Source organism: Streptomyces sp. enrichment culture, from assembly GCF_964272895.1.
In the GTDB taxonomy this organism is placed as follows: domain Bacteria; phylum Actinomycetota; class Actinomycetes; order Streptomycetales; family Streptomycetaceae; genus Streptomyces.
In genome coordinates this window covers 6563905-6578918 of record NZ_OZ186832.1, presented here as the reverse complement: position 1 = coordinate 6578918, position 15014 = coordinate 6563905, and the positions used below count along the sequence as shown (strand labels likewise).

General features: G+C 77.0%; 14 protein-coding genes and 1 pseudogene. 4 read left to right on the top strand and 11 right to left on the bottom strand.

The genetic code is table 11. The annotated features are described in order from the left end of the window. Positions 1 to 9: 9 nt before the first annotated feature. Together ACSU6M_RS29405 and ACSU6M_RS29400 are read left to right on the top strand one after the other, a co-directional pair. On the top strand, positions 10 to 1377 hold the full coding sequence (locus tag ACSU6M_RS29405) for an aldehyde dehydrogenase family protein (protein ID WP_437073717.1): 1368 nt from the start codon (positions 10 to 12) through the stop codon (positions 1375 to 1377). 2 nt (positions 1378 to 1379) lie between these two features. Then, on the top strand, positions 1380 to 2162 hold the full coding sequence (locus tag ACSU6M_RS29400; RefSeq protein ID WP_437073715.1) for a 3-oxoacyl-ACP reductase: 783 nt from the start codon (positions 1380 to 1382) through the stop codon (positions 2160 to 2162). Between the two features lie 61 nt (positions 2163 to 2223). On the opposite strand, the gene ACSU6M_RS29395 is transcribed toward ACSU6M_RS29400, so the two are convergent. Beyond that, entirely contained in the window at positions 2224 to 2817 is a 594-nt protein-coding gene (locus ACSU6M_RS29395) for a DUF998 domain-containing protein (RefSeq protein WP_437073713.1), read from the bottom strand. Between the two features lie 214 nt (positions 2818 to 3031). On the opposite strand from ACSU6M_RS29395, the gene ACSU6M_RS29390 reads away from it, so the two are divergent. After that, positions 3032 to 4237, top strand: coding sequence for an MFS transporter (locus tag ACSU6M_RS29390; protein WP_437073711.1), 1206 nt, complete (start codon positions 3032 to 3034; stop codon positions 4235 to 4237). A gap of 106 nt (positions 4238 to 4343) precedes the next feature. Then, a complete protein-coding gene (locus tag ACSU6M_RS29385) occupies positions 4344 to 4502 on the top strand; it encodes a hypothetical protein (protein ID WP_437073709.1) in 159 nt (52 codons plus the stop codon). 305 nt (positions 4503 to 4807) lie between these two features. Here the strand turns inward: ACSU6M_RS29385 and ACSU6M_RS29380 are convergent, their stop codons facing one another. From ACSU6M_RS29380 to ACSU6M_RS29335, 10 genes and pseudogenes are all read right to left on the bottom strand, one after another. Then, positions 4808 to 5722, bottom strand: a complete 915-nt coding sequence (locus ACSU6M_RS29380) for a glycosyltransferase family 2 protein (protein ID WP_437073707.1) — start codon at positions 5720 to 5722, stop codon at positions 4808 to 4810. Then, complete coding sequence (locus ACSU6M_RS29375) at positions 5719 to 6570, bottom strand: glycosyltransferase family 2 protein (protein ID WP_437073705.1); 852 nt, start codon at positions 6568 to 6570, stop codon at positions 5719 to 5721. Before ACSU6M_RS29375 ends, ACSU6M_RS29380 begins: the two co-directional genes overlap by 4 nt. A gap of 31 nt (positions 6571 to 6601) precedes the next feature. Further along, the gene (locus ACSU6M_RS29370; protein WP_437073704.1) at positions 6602 to 7606 is read right to left on the bottom strand and encodes a glycosyltransferase family 9 protein; all 1005 of its coding nucleotides are present in this window, start codon (positions 7604 to 7606) and stop codon (positions 6602 to 6604) included. Between the two features lie 85 nt (positions 7607 to 7691). Further along, positions 7692 to 9437 carry a D-glycero-beta-D-manno-heptose 1-phosphate adenylyltransferase gene (rfaE2, locus tag ACSU6M_RS29365; protein ID WP_437073702.1) on the bottom strand — a complete coding sequence of 582 codons (1746 nt, stop codon included), beginning with the start codon at positions 9435 to 9437 and terminating at the stop codon, positions 7692 to 7694. After that, positions 9434 to 10063: a D-sedoheptulose-7-phosphate isomerase gene (locus tag ACSU6M_RS29360; RefSeq protein ID WP_437073701.1), complete on the bottom strand. Its 630-nt coding sequence runs from the start codon at positions 10061 to 10063 to the stop codon at positions 9434 to 9436. Before ACSU6M_RS29360 ends, rfaE2 begins: the two co-directional genes overlap by 4 nt. Next, the gene (locus tag ACSU6M_RS29355) at positions 10060 to 11292 is read right to left on the bottom strand and encodes a glycosyltransferase (protein WP_437073700.1); all 1233 of its coding nucleotides are present in this window, start codon (positions 11290 to 11292) and stop codon (positions 10060 to 10062) included. The genes ACSU6M_RS29360 and ACSU6M_RS29355 overlap by 4 nt, the downstream gene beginning before the upstream one ends. Next, a complete protein-coding gene (locus ACSU6M_RS29350) occupies positions 11289 to 12245 on the bottom strand; it encodes a glycosyltransferase (RefSeq protein ID WP_437073699.1) in 957 nt (318 codons plus the stop codon). The genes ACSU6M_RS29355 and ACSU6M_RS29350 overlap by 4 nt, the downstream gene beginning before the upstream one ends. Continuing rightward, positions 12242 to 13249 (bottom strand): glycosyltransferase family 9 protein, encoded by a 1008-nt coding sequence (locus tag ACSU6M_RS29345; RefSeq protein ID WP_437073697.1) that lies wholly within the window; start codon positions 13247 to 13249, stop codon positions 12242 to 12244. Before ACSU6M_RS29345 ends, ACSU6M_RS29350 begins: the two co-directional genes overlap by 4 nt. Next, positions 13246 to 13950 (bottom strand): D-glycero-alpha-D-manno-heptose-1,7-bisphosphate 7-phosphatase, encoded by a 705-nt coding sequence (locus ACSU6M_RS29340; RefSeq protein WP_437073695.1) that lies wholly within the window; start codon positions 13948 to 13950, stop codon positions 13246 to 13248. Before ACSU6M_RS29340 ends, ACSU6M_RS29345 begins: the two co-directional genes overlap by 4 nt. Continuing rightward, positions 13947 to 14863, bottom strand: a pseudogene (locus ACSU6M_RS29335) (glycosyltransferase family 2 protein); the annotation flags it as partial. The pseudogene ACSU6M_RS29335 and the gene ACSU6M_RS29340, both read right to left, overlap by 4 nt. Between the last annotated feature and the right edge of the window lie 151 nt (positions 14864 to 15014).

The window sequence follows — 15014 nt, the reverse complement described above, 5'->3', positions numbered from 1 at the left end:
GAACCTGCTGTGAGTGAGCACCACGTACTCGATCCGGCGACCGAGGAGATCGTCGCCACCGTCCCCGCCTCCACCCCCCAGGACGTGGACGCCGCGGTCGCACGGGCGGTCAAGGCCCAGGAGGACTGGGCGAGGACCGCCCCCGGCGACCGGGCCCGGCTGCTGCGCCGCTTCGCCGCGGTGATCGACGACCACCTTGAGGAGCTGGCCCGGCTGGAGGTCGCCGAGGCGGGCCACCCGATCGGCAACGCCCGCTGGGAGGCCGGCAACGCCCGCGATCTGTTCGAGTACGCGGCCGGCGGCGTCGAGCGCCTGACCGGACGTCAGATTCCCGTCGCGGGCGGCCTGGACATCACGATCCACGAGCCGCTCGGTGTCGTGGCGGTGATCGCGCCGTGGAACTTCCCCCTGCCGATCGCCTCCTGGGGTGCGGCCCCGGCACTGGCCGCCGGCAACGCCGTGCTCCTCAAGCCCGCCGAGACGACCCCGCTGACCGCGATCCGGCTCGCCGAGCTGGGCCTGGCGGCGGGCCTGCCGGAGGGGCTGTTCCAGGTCCTGCCGGGCGCCGGACAGGTCGCCGGCAACGCCCTCGTGGAGCATCCGGCGGTGGCCAAGGTCGTCTTCACCGGCTCGACCTCCGTCGGCAAGCAGATCATGGCCAAGTGCGCCGACGGCGTGAAGCGGGTGACCCTCGAACTGGGCGGCAAGAGCCCCAACATCGTCTTCGCCGACGCCGACCTGGAGCGGGCCGCGGCCGCCGCGCCCGGCTCCTTCCTCGACAACACCGGCCAGGACTGCTGCGCCCGCAGCCGCATCCTCGTCCAGCGCGGCGTCTACGACCGCTTCCTGGCCCTGCTGGAGCCGGCCGTCATGGCGTGGCGGGTAGGTGACCCGGCCGATCCGGACACCCGGATGGGCCCGCTGATCTCGGCGGCGCAGCGCGAGAGAGTGCGCTCCTACGTCCCCGACGACGCCCCCGTCGTCATCCGCGGCGAGGCGCCCGAGGGCAAGGGCTTCTGGTACCCGGCGACCGTGCTCGCCCCCGCCTCCCCCGACGACCGCACGGTCACCGAGGAGATCTTCGGCCCCGTCGCCGTCGTCCTGCCCTTCGACGACGAGGCCGACGCCGTACGCCTGGCGAACGCCACCGAGTACGGCCTGTCCGGCTCGATCTGGACCCGTGACGTGGGCCGCGCGCTCCGCGTCTCGGGGGCGGTCGCGGCGGGCAACCTGTCCGTCAACTCCCACTCCAGCGTCCGCTACTGGACCCCGTTCGGCGGCTACCGGCAGTCCGGCCTCGGCCGGGAGCTGGGCCCCGACGCGCTGGCCGCCTTCACCGAGACCAAGAACGTCTTCATCAGCACCGAGGAGAACTGAGCATGTCCGAGTCCGTCATCTGCCGCCGCCTGGTCGGCCGTACCGCCGTCGTCACCGGAGCCGGCAGCGGCATCGGCCTGGCCACCGTCCGCCGGCTGGCCTCGGAGGGCGCCCATGTGGTGTGCGCCGACATCGACCCGGCGGCCGGCAAGGCCGCCGCCGACGAGGTGGGAGGGCTGTTCGTCCAGGTCGACGTCACCGACCCCGAGCAGGTCGAGGCCCTGTTCAGGACCGCCTACGACACCTACGGCAGCGTCGACATCGCCTTCAACAACGCCGGGATCTCCCCGCCCGACGACGACTCCATCCTGGAGACCGGCCTGGACGCCTGGCGCCGGGTGCAGGAGGTCAACCTGACCTCCGTCTATCTGTGCTGCAAGGCCGCGCTGCCCTACATGCGGCGCCAGGGCAAGGGCTCCATCATCAACACCGCCTCGTTCGTCGCCGTCATGGGCGCGGCCACCTCGCAGATCAGCTACACCGCTTCCAAGGGCGGCGTGCTCGCCATGTCCCGCGAACTGGGCGTGCAGTTCGCCCGCGAGGGCATCCGCGTCAACGCCCTGTGCCCCGGCCCGGTCAACACCCCGCTGCTGAAGGAGCTGTTCGCCAAGGACCCGGAGCGGGCCGCGCGCCGCCTGGTCCATGTGCCCGTGGGACGGTTCGCCGAGCCGGAGGAGATGGCCGCCGCCGTCGCCTTCCTGGCCAGCGACGACTCCTCCTTCGTCAACGCCGCCGAGTTCCTCGTCGACGGCGGTATCGCGGGGGCGTACGTCACCCCGCTGTAGAGCACCTCTGTTCCTTCCCTGCGCCCCCGGACGGGAGTGGGCCCGCCGAGCCCCCTCCCGTTCAGGTGGTGCCGTTGGTGCGCTGGTGGTACAGGCAGGAGACCACCACCACGAACGGCCACAGGGACTGGACGCAGGTCACCGCGCGTTCGGCGAGGCCGGGGGCGCCGTGGCGGTTCGTCTCGACGAGGAACCACAGCGCGCCGAGGCCCATCACGGCCGTGGCGGCGAGGCAGGGTGCGGGGCGCAGCCCCCAGGGGGCGGCCGGTCCGGCGGCGGCCAGCACCGGCCACAGGGCCAGAACGACGAAGCCGGTGGCGGCCACGGCCCCGTGCCGCAGGGCCCCTCCGCTGCTCGGGGCCGGGACCAGCACCACGGCGAAGGCCGCCACTCCACCGGCGGCCAGCGCCACGCGTCCCGCCGTGGCGGCCGGCCGCAGCGCCCAGGCGGTCCCCAGGTGGCACACGCCCAGGGCGAGCAGCGCCCCGGTCATCACCCAGAACCCGGCGGCGCCGTGGGCCGCGAGGACGCTGATGGTCTGCCGGGCCGCGTCGTAGGACGGCCCCTCCAGGACGGCCGCCGTCGTCCAGCCGGCGACCAGCACCACGGGGGCGCAGCCGGACGGCACCAGGGCCCAGCTCGGTACGGCTCGCATCGGATCACGGTAAGCGCGCGTCCGCCCCGCGCCGGCGTACCTCGCCGGGGGCCCTTCCCGGTCCGGGACCGGACGCCGACGTTCGGGTGACACCGTCGCGACGGCACCCGGGCGCGGGTATGCGTGGACCGACGGAAGGACATCCGATGACCGCACAGCATGCGATCGACCGGCCCGAGAAGCCTCTGCCGGGCACCGGCGACGACTCCGTCTGATGGCCGGTGACGCGCGGGGCCTGCGCCGGTGTCTGCTCGCCGGGGCCGTGTTCGCCGTCTGCATGGCCGGTACGACCCTGCCGACGCCGCTGTACGGCCTGTACCAGGAGAAGTTCGGCTTCTCCGAGCTCACCGTCACCGTGGTGTACGCCGTCTACGCGTTCGGGGTCATCGGGGTGCTGCTGCTGGCGGGCAACGCCTCGGACGCGGTGGGCCGGCGTCCGGTGCTGTGGTGGGGGCTGGGGTTCGCGGCGGCGAGCGCCCTGTGCTTCCTGGGCGCCACCGCGCTGGGCTGGCTGTACGTGGGACGGCTGCTGTCGGGGCTGTCGGCCGGCCTGTTCACGGGTGCCGCCACGGCGTACGTCATGGAGCTGGCGCCGCCCGGCGGGGCGTCGCGGGCCACGTTCGTGGCGACCGCCGCCAACATGGGCGGGCTCGGCTGCGGTCCGCTGCTCGCCGGGGTGCTGGCGCAGTACGCCGACTGGCCGCTGTATCTGCCGTTCGTCGTCCATCTGTGTCTGGTGGCCTGCTCGGCGGCGCTGCTGCTGCGGCTGCCGGAGACCGTGCGGGAGCGGCGGCCGCTGAGCACGGTGCGGCCGCAGCGGCCGGGGCTGCCCTCACGGGTGCGGGCCGTGTTCGGGCCAGCGGCGGCCGCGTCCTTCGTGGGGTTCGCGCTGTTCGGCGTGTTCACCTCGGTCAGTCCGTCGTTCCTCGCGCAGTCCCTGGGGGTGCACGACCGCGCGGTGAGCGGGCTGGTGGTCGCCCTCGCCTTCTTCGCCTCCACGGCCGGTCAACTGGCCGTGGGTGCGGTCGGGGTGGGCCGGTCGCTGCCGCTGGGCTGTGCGGCGCTGCTGGCCGGGCTGGCGCTGCTGGCCGGGGCGCTGCGGTGGGAGCTGCTGCCGCTGGTGGTGCTGAGCGCGGTGGTCGGCGGGGTCGGGCAGGGCCTGTCGTTCCGCGGGTCGATGGCCGCGGTGGCGGGGGCGGCCCCGGCCGACCGGCGCGCGGCCGTCGTGTCCTCCCTGTTCGTCGTGGCCTACGCCGGGATCTCGGTCCCCGTCATCGGGGTGGGGGTGCTCGCCGGGCCGATGGGGCTGGAGGGCGCCGGGCTCGTGTTCATCGCGTGCATGGCGGTGCTGGTGTCGGGGGCGGGCGTGTATCTGCTGCGCCGTCCGGTGCGGGCGGCGGAGAGGGGCCGGGCGGAATGACCGTCCCCGGGGGTGACGCGGGTCGGCGTTTCGTGCGGGGGTACCCGGAAGCCGGGCCGGTGGAGCGGACCGCCGGTCCCGAACGTCCCGCGGGAGGAGCGAGACCATGATCGATCACACGCCGTCCCAGGCCGAGGGCGCAGCGGACGACGAGGACGTGCGGGACATGGCCGAGATCGAGGACCTTCCCCTGCCCGGCGACCCCACACCGTCCCAGGCGGAGGGCGAGCGCGAGGAGGACGAGGCGAACGGCCCCGGCGTCTGAGGCCCGGCCGACGGACCCGGCGTCCGAGGCCCGGCCCACCTGGACCGAGGGACCTGGCCCCGCAGGCCGAGGGACCCTGAGTCCGAGGGACCCTGAGTCCGAGGGACCCGGCCCACGTAGGCCGAGGGACCCGGCATCCGACGCCCGGCCCAGGACCGAGGGACCTGGCCCCGCAGGTCGAGGCCCCGGCCCACGCAGGCCGAAGGAGCTGAGTCCGAGGGACCCGGCACATCCAGGCCAGGCCGAGGGACCCGGACTCCGCGCCACCCAGCCGCGTCGGCCGACGGCCCCGCAGCCCGGCCGGCTCAGCCCACGTACCGGCGGGCCGGGGAGTCGCGGCGGGCGTGTTCCAGGGCCGCGATCCGGCGTTCGAGCTCGGGCGGGACCGGATCGCGGCCGCGCAGCACCCACGGCAGCCCGGCGGCGGCCAGCGCGAAGGCGCGGACCGAGGCCCGGTCACGGGGCGCGACGGCCACGAGGCGTGCCGTGCGGCGCAGGGCCGGGAGCAGCGGGCGGCGCAGCCAGGTGAACCACAGTGTGTTGCGCAGGCCCAGGACCCGGCGCTCGGTGCTGTCCCGCACCGGCGACGCGGCGTGATGCACGGTCAGCTCCTCGGCGTAGGCGAGCCACCAGCCGTGCCGCAGCAGATCGGTGGCCAGCAACTCCTCCTCGCCGCCCAGCCACAGACCGGGGTGGAAGCCGCCCTCGGCGCGGAACGCGTCGGCGCGCATGACGGTGGCCGCCGCGAGGAACGAGCCGAGCGCGGGTCCGGGCAGCCAGTCAGGACCGGTCAGCGGCGACTCCCTGAGCTCGGCCACCACGGGGTCCTCCGTGCCGGACGGCTCCACCACGATCCGCGCCGTGACGGCGGCGAGCCCGGGCCGCCGGTCCAGCAGGTCCGCCGCCCGGCGCAGGCTGCCCGGCTCCCACCAGGTGTCGTCGTCGCAGAACGCCACGTAGGGCGTGCGCACCTGACGCATCGCCAGATTGCGGCCGACCGCGCCCAGATTCCGTCCGGGACACAGCAGCGTCACCTCGGGGAAGCCCCGGCGGACCGCCTCGGCCGTCCCGTCGCGGGAGCCGTTGTCGGTGACGACGACCCGCGGCCGCTCGGGCAGCTCGCGCAACCGCCCGAGGGTGCGCAGGAGTTCGGCCCTGCGGTTGTGGGTGATGACCACCACGGTCGTACGGCCGTCGGGGCGCGCCGGGGCGGGGCTCACGACCGCTCCCCCGTGGCCACCGCACCCGCGTCCAGCAGCCGAGCGGCCCGCTCCACGCGGTCCGGCAGCCGCCGGCGCCTGACCAGTGCGGCGGGCAGCCGCAGGAGTACGCCGCCCAGGGCCCGGCGTGCGCCGGCGTCCCCGGTGACAGCGTCGGCCGCCAGACGGGCGCCCGCCCGTGCGGCCAGCGGCAGGGGGCGGCGCAGCCACAGGGTGAGCACCTCGTTGCGGCGCATCAGCGGGCCCCGGCCCTCGCGCCCGGAGTGGTCGGGATCGTGGCGGGCGGTCAGGGAGGGCTCGTAGGCCACGCCCCACCCGGCGGCGGCGAGGTCGTAGGCGAGCAGGGTCTCCTCGCCGCCGAAGAAGAGCAGCTTGCTGAAACCGCCCGCGCCGAGGAACGCCTCCCGGCGCACCACACAGGCACAGGCCAGGAAACCGAGCACCGGGCGGCCCGGCAGATCGTCGTCGCCGGGCAGCGGGGACGCGGCGAGCACGGCGTTCATCGGGTCCTCGGCGGCGTCCGGCCCGACCAGGACGCGGGCCGCCAGCAGGCCCAGGCGCGGGTGCGCGTCCAGCAGGTCGGCGGCCTGCCGCAGCGCACCCGGCGACCACCAGGAGTCGTCGTCGCAGAAGGCGACGTAGGGCGTGGTGGCGTACCGGGCCGCGAGGTTGCGGCCCACGGCCCCGGTGTTGCGGCCGGGCCGGAGCACCAGGGGCGCGGCGGGGTGGTCCAGGGGCCGGTCGGCACCGGTGCCGTTGTCCACCACGATCACCGGGGGCCGCTCGGGCAGTGCGGCCAGGGCGTCGAGGGTGCGCAGCAGACCCGCCGGCCGGTCGCGGGTGATCACCGCGACCGTGACCCGGGGATCCGGGCGGGGCTCACAGGGCGCAGGGGGCACAGGGGTCGTCCTCCGCTCCGGCGTCCGGCCGCAGATGACGCAGGGCGGCGGCGACCACCTCGCCGGTCCCGATGCCCAGCAGCCGGGGGTCGGGTTCGGCGCCGTGCGGGTCGCCGGGCGGGCCGGGCTTCCACAGCACGGTGTGGCGGGGGGTCGGGGGCGGGCCCCACAGCAGCGGGGACACCGGGCCGAACAGCGTGACGGACGGGGTGCCGTGGGCCACCGCCAGATGGGCGGGACCGGTGTCGCCGCTGAGCACGAGGGCCGCCTCGGCGACCAGCGCGGAGAACTCGGCGAACGGCAGCCCGCCGGCGAGCACGTCCGCGCCGTCGAGGCCCGCCCGTGCGCAGACCTCGGCGACCAGGGCGTCCTCGCGCGGCCCGCCGGTCACCACGACCCGCTGTCCCGCTTCGCGCAGGGCCCGCGCCACGGCGGCGTACCGCTCGGCCGGCCAGCGGCGCGCGGCGGCCTCCGCGCCGGGGTGCAGCACGACCGCGCCGGGCGCCGGGGACGGCCGCGGCGGCGGGGGCAGGCGTACGTCACCGGGGTCGGCCGGGATGCCGTGCGCGCCCAGCAGACGGCACCAGCGCGCCCGCTCGTGCTCGTGCGGGTGCCAGGTGGGAGGGTGCTCGGGCAGGGGCCGGGAGCCCGCGTAGGCGATCAGGCGGCGGGGGGCGAGCGCGGCGAGCGCGTCCCGGCTCGCCGGGCCGTTGCCGTGCAGGTCGACGGCGATCTCCGGGGGCGGGTACGGCCAGTGCGTCAGCGCCGGCACGCCCCGGTTCGGCGCCTCGGCGGGCAGGACGCCGTCGACCGTGCCGGTGGCGGCCACGGCGTCCTCCAGGGCGGGCGGTACCGCCAGCACCATCTCGTGCCGGGGGAACGCCCGCCGCAGCGCCCGCAGCGCGGGCACGCCGGCCAGCAGGTCCCCGAGTCCGAGGGCACGCAGGACGAGGACGCGGGGGCGGTGGCTCGTGGGGCGGGTCATAGGCGGCTCCTGGGGGTCGGGTCGTGGAGGAGCGGGGGCGGCGGACGGTCAGGGAGGGGCCGAGGCGTGACGGACGGTCATGGGGTCACCGGCCGTGGGAGGAGAGTGCGGCGCGTTCCGCGATGCCGGTCGTGGAGCGGCCGTCCAGGTACGGCAGGAGGACCACCTGCCCGCCCCAGCCGGCGATCAGGCGGGCCTCCGGGAGCTCGGTGCGGGCGTAGTCGCCGCCCTTGGCCCAGATGTGGGGGCGGAGTTCGGCCAGCAGCCGCTCGGGGGTGTCCTCGTCGAAGACGGCGACCGCGTCGACGCACTCCAGCGCCCGCAGCACCCGCACCCGGTCGGCCAGCGGCACCAGCGGGCGGCCCTCGCCCTTGCGCCGGCGCACCGAGGCGTCGGAGTTGACGCACACCACCAGGCAGTCCCCGGCCCGCCGGGCGGCCTGAAGCAGCGCCACGTGCCCGGCGTGCAGCAGGTCGAAGCAGCCGCCGGCGGCGACGACCGTGCCGCCCGCCGCACGCACCCGGGCGGCGGTGAGCAGCGCGTCCCGCGTGGGCTCGCCCGCGGTGGCCGGGCGTGGGGCGGCGGGCGCGAGGGAGCGGACCCCGCCCTCGGCGACGTACCGCGTGGCGGCGTGCACGGCGATCCGCACGGCGTCCTCGGTCAGCTCGCCGTCGGCCAGCGCCCCAGCGGCGGCCGCCGCGAAGCGGTCCCCGGCGCCGCACGCGTCGCCCTCCGCCGTGACCGGGCAGGGCACCAGCAGCGGCGTCTCCCCGTACGACAGCAGGGCCCCGCGCCCGCCGAGGGTCACCGCGACGGACACGGCCCGCCAGGCCCGTACCAGCGCCGCCGCGTCCTGCGCGGCGGTGGGCAGCTCGCCGGGGCCGTCCTGCGCGGCGGTGGCTTCGGGGCGGGGCGGCCCGTCCGGCGCGGGCACGGGGTCGTGGGGGGCGGCGTCGGAGCGGGGCCGGGTGGTGTCCGGGTGGGGCGGCTCCTGCGGCGCCGGCGCTCCGCGTCCGCGCGGGCCGGCCGCGTCGGGCACGTCGTCCGGGGTCAGCACGGCGTCCTGCGCGGCCGGGGAGGTCCCGGTGTCCCGGCCCCGGGCGCGGGCCGCGAAGGTGTGGGCCTCGGCCGCCGACGGGGTGGCGAGGCGGACGCCGGGGACGGGCGGCAGCCCGCGCGGGTGGGGGTCCCAGACGACGGGGACCCGCGCCGCGGCCTCGCCGAGCGCGTCGCGCAGGACGTCGGCGGTGCCCCGGCCGTAGTCGGCGACCAGGACGGCGGCGGCACCGGCGATCGCCCGGCACGCCTCCTGGGTGCCGTCCGCGGCGCGGCCGTCGCCGTCGTCGAGGCGCAGCAGCGGCCGGCCCGCCGCGAGGACGCGCGTCTTGCTGCACAGTTCGCCGGTCAGGGGCAGCGGCAGCAGCCGCACCGCGTCGGGCAGCAGGCGGCGCAGCTCGGCGCTGGCCGGGTCCTCGCCGAGCGCGGTGATCAGGGTGACCTCGCGGCCGTCGGCCGCCGCCAGGCACGCGGCGAGGGCCGCGCCGCCCGGCCGGGTGGTCCGGCGGGCGCCGCTGACCACCGGCACGGGCGCGTCGGGCGCCAGCCGCTCGGCCCGGCCGGCCAGATCGTGGTCGATCAGCGCGTCGCCCACGACCAGCAGCGGCACGGGCCGGGCGGTACGTCCGCCGCCCCGGCGTGGGCGGCGGGCGGGGGCCTCGGACTCCGTTCCCTCACGACGCCGGCTCCCCGAGGCCCCCGGCTCCTCGGCCGCACGCGGGCGCTGCCCCGCGGGCCCGAACTCCTCTCCCCCTCCGCGGCCGTTGCCGTTCATGCCCTCTCCTTCCGGGCCCATGCGTCCCGCGTCAGCGGGGCCGTCCGCAGCCGCTCCCTGCGGGCCAGTTCCTCGTCGAAGTACTCGCAGAGCATGTGGACGGCGACGAGGTGGAGCTCCTGGACGGTCGCCGCGGTGGGCGCGTTCACGCAGGCGGACTCGTCGGCGACGCTCTGCAGGGGGTTGGGGGACGGGCCGGTGAGGGCCCAGACGGTCATGCCGATGCCGTGGGCGCGGGACGCGGCGGCGAGCAGGTTGGCGCTGGCGCCGCTGGTGGACAGCAGCATCAGCACATCGCCGGCGCGGCCGTGCGCGGTGACCTGGCGGGCGAAGATCTCGCGGACGCCGTAGTCGTTGGCGATGGCGGTCGTGGAGGAGGTGTCGGCGTGCAGCGAGAGCGCGGAGAACGCCGGCCGGTCCTCGCGGTAGCGGCCGACCAGTTCCGCCGTCAGATGCTGGGCCTGGGCGGCGCTGCCGCCGTTGCCGGCGACCAGGAGCCGGCCCCCGGCGCCGAGGCGCCCGGCGAGGTCGCTGCCCCAGCGCTGCACGAGCGGCGCGTACCGGCGGAACTCCGCCACGGCCCGGATCAGGTCGTCGCAGTGGGTGACGTCGGTGGCGAGGGTCATCGCAGGGCTCCCGAGAGCGAGGGGACGGAGGAGACGGCGGCGTACACGCGGGCGACGCCGTCGGCCACGCGGTCCCAGGTGTAGTGGGCGAGGACGCGCCGCCGGCCCTGGGCGCCGTAGCGGGCGCGCAGTTCGTGGTCGTCGAGCAGGGTGCGGATGTCGCCGGTGATGTCGTGCCCGGGGTCGGCGGGCACCAGGCGGCCGGTGATGCGGTCGGCGACCGTGTCGAGCTGGCCGCCGACGGCGGTGGCGACGACGGGGGTGCAGCAGGCCATGGCCTCCACGGGGACGATGCCGAACGGCTCGTAGCGCGGCAGCGAGAGCATGAGGTCGGCGCCGGAGATCAGGCCGGGCATCCGGTCGCGGCTCACCCCGCCGAGCAGCCGCACCCGGTCGGTGACGCCGCACTCCTCGGCGACGGACCACAGCCGCTCGGCCTCCGGTTCGGCGAAGAGCAGGGCGGGTTCGGGGCCGCCGGCGATGAGCAGTTCGGCGTCGGGCACCCCGGCGAGCGCGCGGATGGCCCGGTCGAAGCCCTTGCGGGGCACGAGCCGGCCGACCGCGAGGAGGCGGCGCCGCGGGCCGGGCGGGCGCCGCTCGCCGACGGGGCGGAACATCACCGGGTCCACCCCGCAGGGCACGATCGAGATGCGGTCCCGCGGCAGGCCCATGGCCTGGAGTTCGGACACCTCGTCGCGGCAGGTGGCGATGATCCCGGCGCACTCGCGGCCGATGGCCGTCTCGATGGCGATGCGTTCGCGCGGGCTGGTGTCGTCGGCGCCCTGGTGGCGGCGCTTGACGGTGCCCAGCGCGTGGTAGGTCTGCACGACCGGTACGCCGAGCGCGCGGGCGCCGGCCAGGGCGGCCATGCCGGACATCCAGAAGTGGGCGTGCACCACGTCGGGCGGCCGGTTCGCCCAGCACCGGGCCAGCCAGGAACCGAATTCGGGCATGTAGGGCAGGAGTTCGTCCTTGGGGACGGGGGCGGGGGGTCCGGCGGGGACATGGACGACCTTGACGCCGTCGGGGGTGGTCACCTGGTCCGGGAGCCGGGTCGAGTCCCGCCGGGTGTAGACGGTGACCTCGTGCCCGCGCCGGACGAGCTGGGCGGCGACCTGCGCCACGTACACGTTCTGGCCGCCCGCGTCGGGGCCGCCGAGCACGGCCAGGGGGCTCGCGTGCTCGGACACCATGGCGACACGGCCGGCCTGGGGGCAGGTGGGGCTCATCGCGTGACCTCCTTGATCAGGCGCTCCCAGTCGTCCAGGAAGCGCCGCTCTCCGTAGCGGGCCTGTGCCGCGGCCCGGGCGGCCTCCCCCGTCCGGCGTGCGTACGCCGGGTCGGCGAGGAAGGCGCGGACCGCGTCCTCCAGCACGTCGAACCGGTTGGACACGACTCCGGCCCCGGCGGGCACGGCCTCGCGGACCTCGGTGGTGTCGAGGGCCACGACGGGCATGCCGAGGAACATGGCCTCCAGCAGGGACAGTCCGAGGGAGGTCCAGCGCACGGGGTGCAGATAGAGGCGGCAGCGGGCCATCGCCGGGTGCAGTTCGCCCTGCGGCAGGTCCCGCGTCCGGCAGTGCTCAAGGCCGGGGCGGTCCGCCAGCGGCTCGGTGCGCATCCCGAACACGTCCAGCGGGGCGACGCGGGCGAACCGGGGCAGCAGATCGGTTCCGGTCGTACGGCCGCGGCGGACCGGGTCGTTGACGACGACCGCGGCCCGCGGGTCCTCGCCGGTCCACAGCGGGCCGGGGTCGATGATGCCGTGCTCCACCACCTCGGTGGGGGCGCGGCCGTTGTCCCACATCAGCCGGTTGAAGTGGGTGACGTGGACGACGGGGATGTCGTCGCGGTCGGCCAGCGGGTGGCGGGTGCCGACGGCCGTGCCGTCCGGGCAGTTGTGCTCCACGTACACGGCGGGCACGTCGACGCCGGGGCGGCGGCCGGTCCAGCGTTCGGCGAGGGCGAGTTCGTGGGGCCGCTGGAGCAGCATGAGGTCGATGTCGGCGTCGCGGAGCTCGTCCGGGCCGAGCTCCCGCACGGAGTCGGGCCAGCGCCAGGTCCTGGCCCGGCCCAGGCCGTCCGGCCCGCGGTCGGGGGTGACCGGGACGAGATAGGTGTACGGCCCTTGGACGAACGCGGTCAGCCATGAGCCGTGCACGTGCCACACCAGGACGTTCATGCGCTCTCCTCCAGGAGTTTGTGGACCGCGGCCACCACGTCCCGGCCGGTGACCTCCTCCAGGCAGGGGTGGCCGGGGACGGGACAGTGCAGGGCGCGGGTGTTCGCGCAGGGCGCGTTCTGGTCGCCGAGGACGATGCAGGGCACGCCGTAGGGGGCCCAGCGCTCGGCGGGGACGACCGGCGCGAACAGCGAGACGACCGGGGTGCCGACGGCGGCCGCGAGATGCGCGGGGCCGGTGTTGCCGCTGATCACGACGTCGGCGGTGCGCAGGATGCCGGCGAGGGTCCGCGGGTCGGTACGGCCGCCGAGGTCGACGGCGATGTCGCCGCTCACCCGGTGGGTCAGCGCGGTCTCCTCGGGGCCGCCGGTGACGACGACCCGGTGCCCGGCGTCGGCCAGCAGGTCGACGGCCTCGGCGCAGCGCTCGGGGCTCCAGGCGCGGGCGGGCGCGCTGGCGCCGGGGTGGAGGACGACGTAGGGGCCGTTCCCGGTCAGGGCGATGGTGTCCGGCGGGGGCAGCACGCGCAGTCGGCCGTCGTCGCCGGGCGGCGGCAAGAAGCCCATCGCGGCGGCGGTGTCCAGGGCGGCCTCGGCCTCGTGCCGGCCGGGCAGCCGCCGGTGCCGTACGTCGAGCAGCCGCCCGGGGTGGTCCACGCTGTCGGCGCCGATCCGTCCGATCCCGGCCAGCCGCAGCAGCAGGGCGGTGGGCAGGGGGCTCTGGTGGAAGGAGGTCAGGATCAGCGCGGTGTCGAAGGCGGCGTCCTCCAGCAGCCGCAGGAGCCGGGGGACGTCCGCCTCGGCGACGGACGGCGGGGTGAAGCCCTCCCAGGGCGCGGCCCACACGATCACCTCGTCGACGCCGGGCAGCATGCGCGCGGCGGGCTCGCCGAGCGGGCCGCAGAGCAGGGTGACGTGCGAGGACTGGGCGGCCACGGCCCGTACCGCGGGGCCGGCGAGCAGGACGTCGCCGAAGCTGTCGAGACGTACGACGAGGGTCCTCATGACGGCTCCCTCCGGGGGGTGAGCGCCGCGCGGACCGCCCCGAGCAGATCGGTGGCGGTGGCGGAGGCGGAGGCGATCTCCTCGGGGCGGGTCACGGCGTTGGGCACGAGGATGGCGTGGGCACCGGCCGCGTGGGCGGCGCGGAGGTCGGCCTCGATGTCGCCGATCACCACGCAGCGCTGCGGGGCCACCCGCAGCCGCCGGGCCGCCTCCAGGACCAGGCCCGGCGCGGGCTTGCGGCAGGGGCAGCCCTCGTCGGGGCGGTGCGGGCAGTACAGCCAGGCGTCCAGGCCGCCGAGCAGGGCGTCGGCGCGGGCGTTGACCCGCCGTACGGCCTGGTGGGTGAGCAGTCCGCGGCCGATGCCGGACTGGTTGCTGACGACGGCCGTCGCGATGCCCCGGTCCCGCAGCAGCTCCAGTGCCTCCCGCGCACCGGGGCGCAGCCGCACCCGGTCGGGGTCGCCGTTGTACGGCACGTCCTCGACGAGGGTGCCGTCGCGGTCGAACAGCACGGCGTCCACGGGGGCGGCCCGTCCCGCGGGCGCCGTCCCGGCGTCGACGGGAGCCCTGGCTTCTGCCGTACGAGCCGTCCCGGTGCCGACGGAGGACCCGGCTTCTGCCGTACGGGCCGTCCCAGTGCCGACGGAGAACCCGGCCTCTGCCGTACGGGCCGTCCCGGCGTCGCGGTCAGCGGCGGTCATGGCCCGGCCTCCCCCAGGCGGGCGGCCCGGCGGTGGCGCCAGGTGCCGGTGCACCAGTGCACGGTCGCCAGGGGCGGGATCAGCACACTGGTCGCGGCCATGGTCAGGACCTCGTCTGCGGTGCGGGGCCCGGCGCGATGCGGGCCAGGGCGAACTCGGCGGTGCCGGCCGCCCACAGCGCCCCCGCGGCGGCCGCGGTACGGCGGCGGCCGGCGACGGCGGCGAGGCACGCGGTGAGCGCGGCGCCGGTCACCGCCGCGTGCCGGGGGAGCCTGCCGCGCGGTGCCCGGGCGCGGGTCCACCAGTCGCGGCCGTGCAGCCGGTTCATCAGGGCGTCGTCGGCGTTGCCGCGCTGGGCGCGCACCGAGGCCCAGCGGTCGGCGGGGCGTACGGGGTGCAGGGTGGTGCGCCGGCCGCGGTGCAGGGTCCAGCCGGCCCGCTGGACCCGCAGCGCGAGGTCGGCGTCCTCGCGGAAGGCCCGGCCGAAGCGTTCGTCGAAACCGCCGACCGCCTCCAGCGCGGCGGTGCGGTACGCCATGTCGGCGGTCGCCCACGCGGCGTGCTCCAGCCCCGCCGTGCCGCGCTCGAAGTCGGTGGGCCTGCGGTCGGCGGGCAGCGGCACCCGCAGCCGCCCCTGGATCCCTCCGGTGCGCTCGGCCGCACAGCCCAGGTCGGCCGCGAGGCGCCGGGCCCAGTCGGGCAGCACCCGGACGTCGTCGTCCAGGAAGACGGTCCAGGGCGTCCGCACCAGCCGCAGCCCGGCGTTGCGGGCGGCGGCGGGCCCCCGGCCTCCGCTGCGCACCACACGGATCCGCCCGCGCAGCGCACCGGCGGCGTCCAGCGGCAGCGGCAGGACGGGGTCGGGCCGGTCGTCGACGAGGACGATCGCCTCGGGCGGGGGCCCGCCGACGGCGTCGGCCAGGGAGGTGGCGGAGCGCTGCGTCCCGACGGCGGGGCGCGCGGCACCGCCGGCCGTCTCGCGGGCGCGCCCGGCCCCACCGGCCGCCTCCGGGGCCTCGGCGGCGGCCCCGCAGGCGACGGCCAGGGCCCGCAGGCAGTCCCCG

What these genes read in the sequence shown, in the direction of transcription:
- ACSU6M_RS29350 (WP_437073699.1), bottom strand. Translation starts at nt 12,245, where the DNA reads ATGAACGTCCTGGTGTGGCACGTGCACGGCTCATGGCTGACCGCGTTC.
- ACSU6M_RS29370 (WP_437073704.1), bottom strand. Translation starts at nt 7,606, where the DNA reads ATGACCCGCCCCACGAGCCACCGCCCCCGCGTCCTCGTCCTGCGTGCC.
- ACSU6M_RS29385 (WP_437073709.1), top strand. Translation starts at nt 4,344, where the DNA reads ATGATCGATCACACGCCGTCCCAGGCCGAGGGCGCAGCGGACGACGAG.
- rfaE2 (WP_437073702.1), bottom strand. Translation starts at nt 9,437, where the DNA reads ATGAACGGCAACGGCCGCGGAGGGGGAGAGGAGTTCGGGCCCGCGGGG.
- ACSU6M_RS29400 (WP_437073715.1), top strand. Translation starts at nt 1,380, where the DNA reads ATGTCCGAGTCCGTCATCTGCCGCCGCCTGGTCGGCCGTACCGCCGTC.
- ACSU6M_RS29390 (WP_437073711.1), top strand. Translation starts at nt 3,032, where the DNA reads ATGGCCGGTGACGCGCGGGGCCTGCGCCGGTGTCTGCTCGCCGGGGCC.
- ACSU6M_RS29340 (WP_437073695.1), bottom strand. Translation starts at nt 13,950, where the DNA reads ATGACCGCCGCTGACCGCGACGCCGGGACGGCCCGTACGGCAGAGGCC.
- ACSU6M_RS29345 (WP_437073697.1), bottom strand. Translation starts at nt 13,249, where the DNA reads ATGAGGACCCTCGTCGTACGTCTCGACAGCTTCGGCGACGTCCTGCTC.
- ACSU6M_RS29355 (WP_437073700.1), bottom strand. Translation starts at nt 11,292, where the DNA reads ATGAGCCCCACCTGCCCCCAGGCCGGCCGTGTCGCCATGGTGTCCGAG.
- ACSU6M_RS29395 (WP_437073713.1), bottom strand. Translation starts at nt 2,817, where the DNA reads ATGCGAGCCGTACCGAGCTGGGCCCTGGTGCCGTCCGGCTGCGCCCCC.
- ACSU6M_RS29360 (WP_437073701.1), bottom strand. Translation starts at nt 10,063, where the DNA reads ATGACCCTCGCCACCGACGTCACCCACTGCGACGACCTGATCCGGGCC.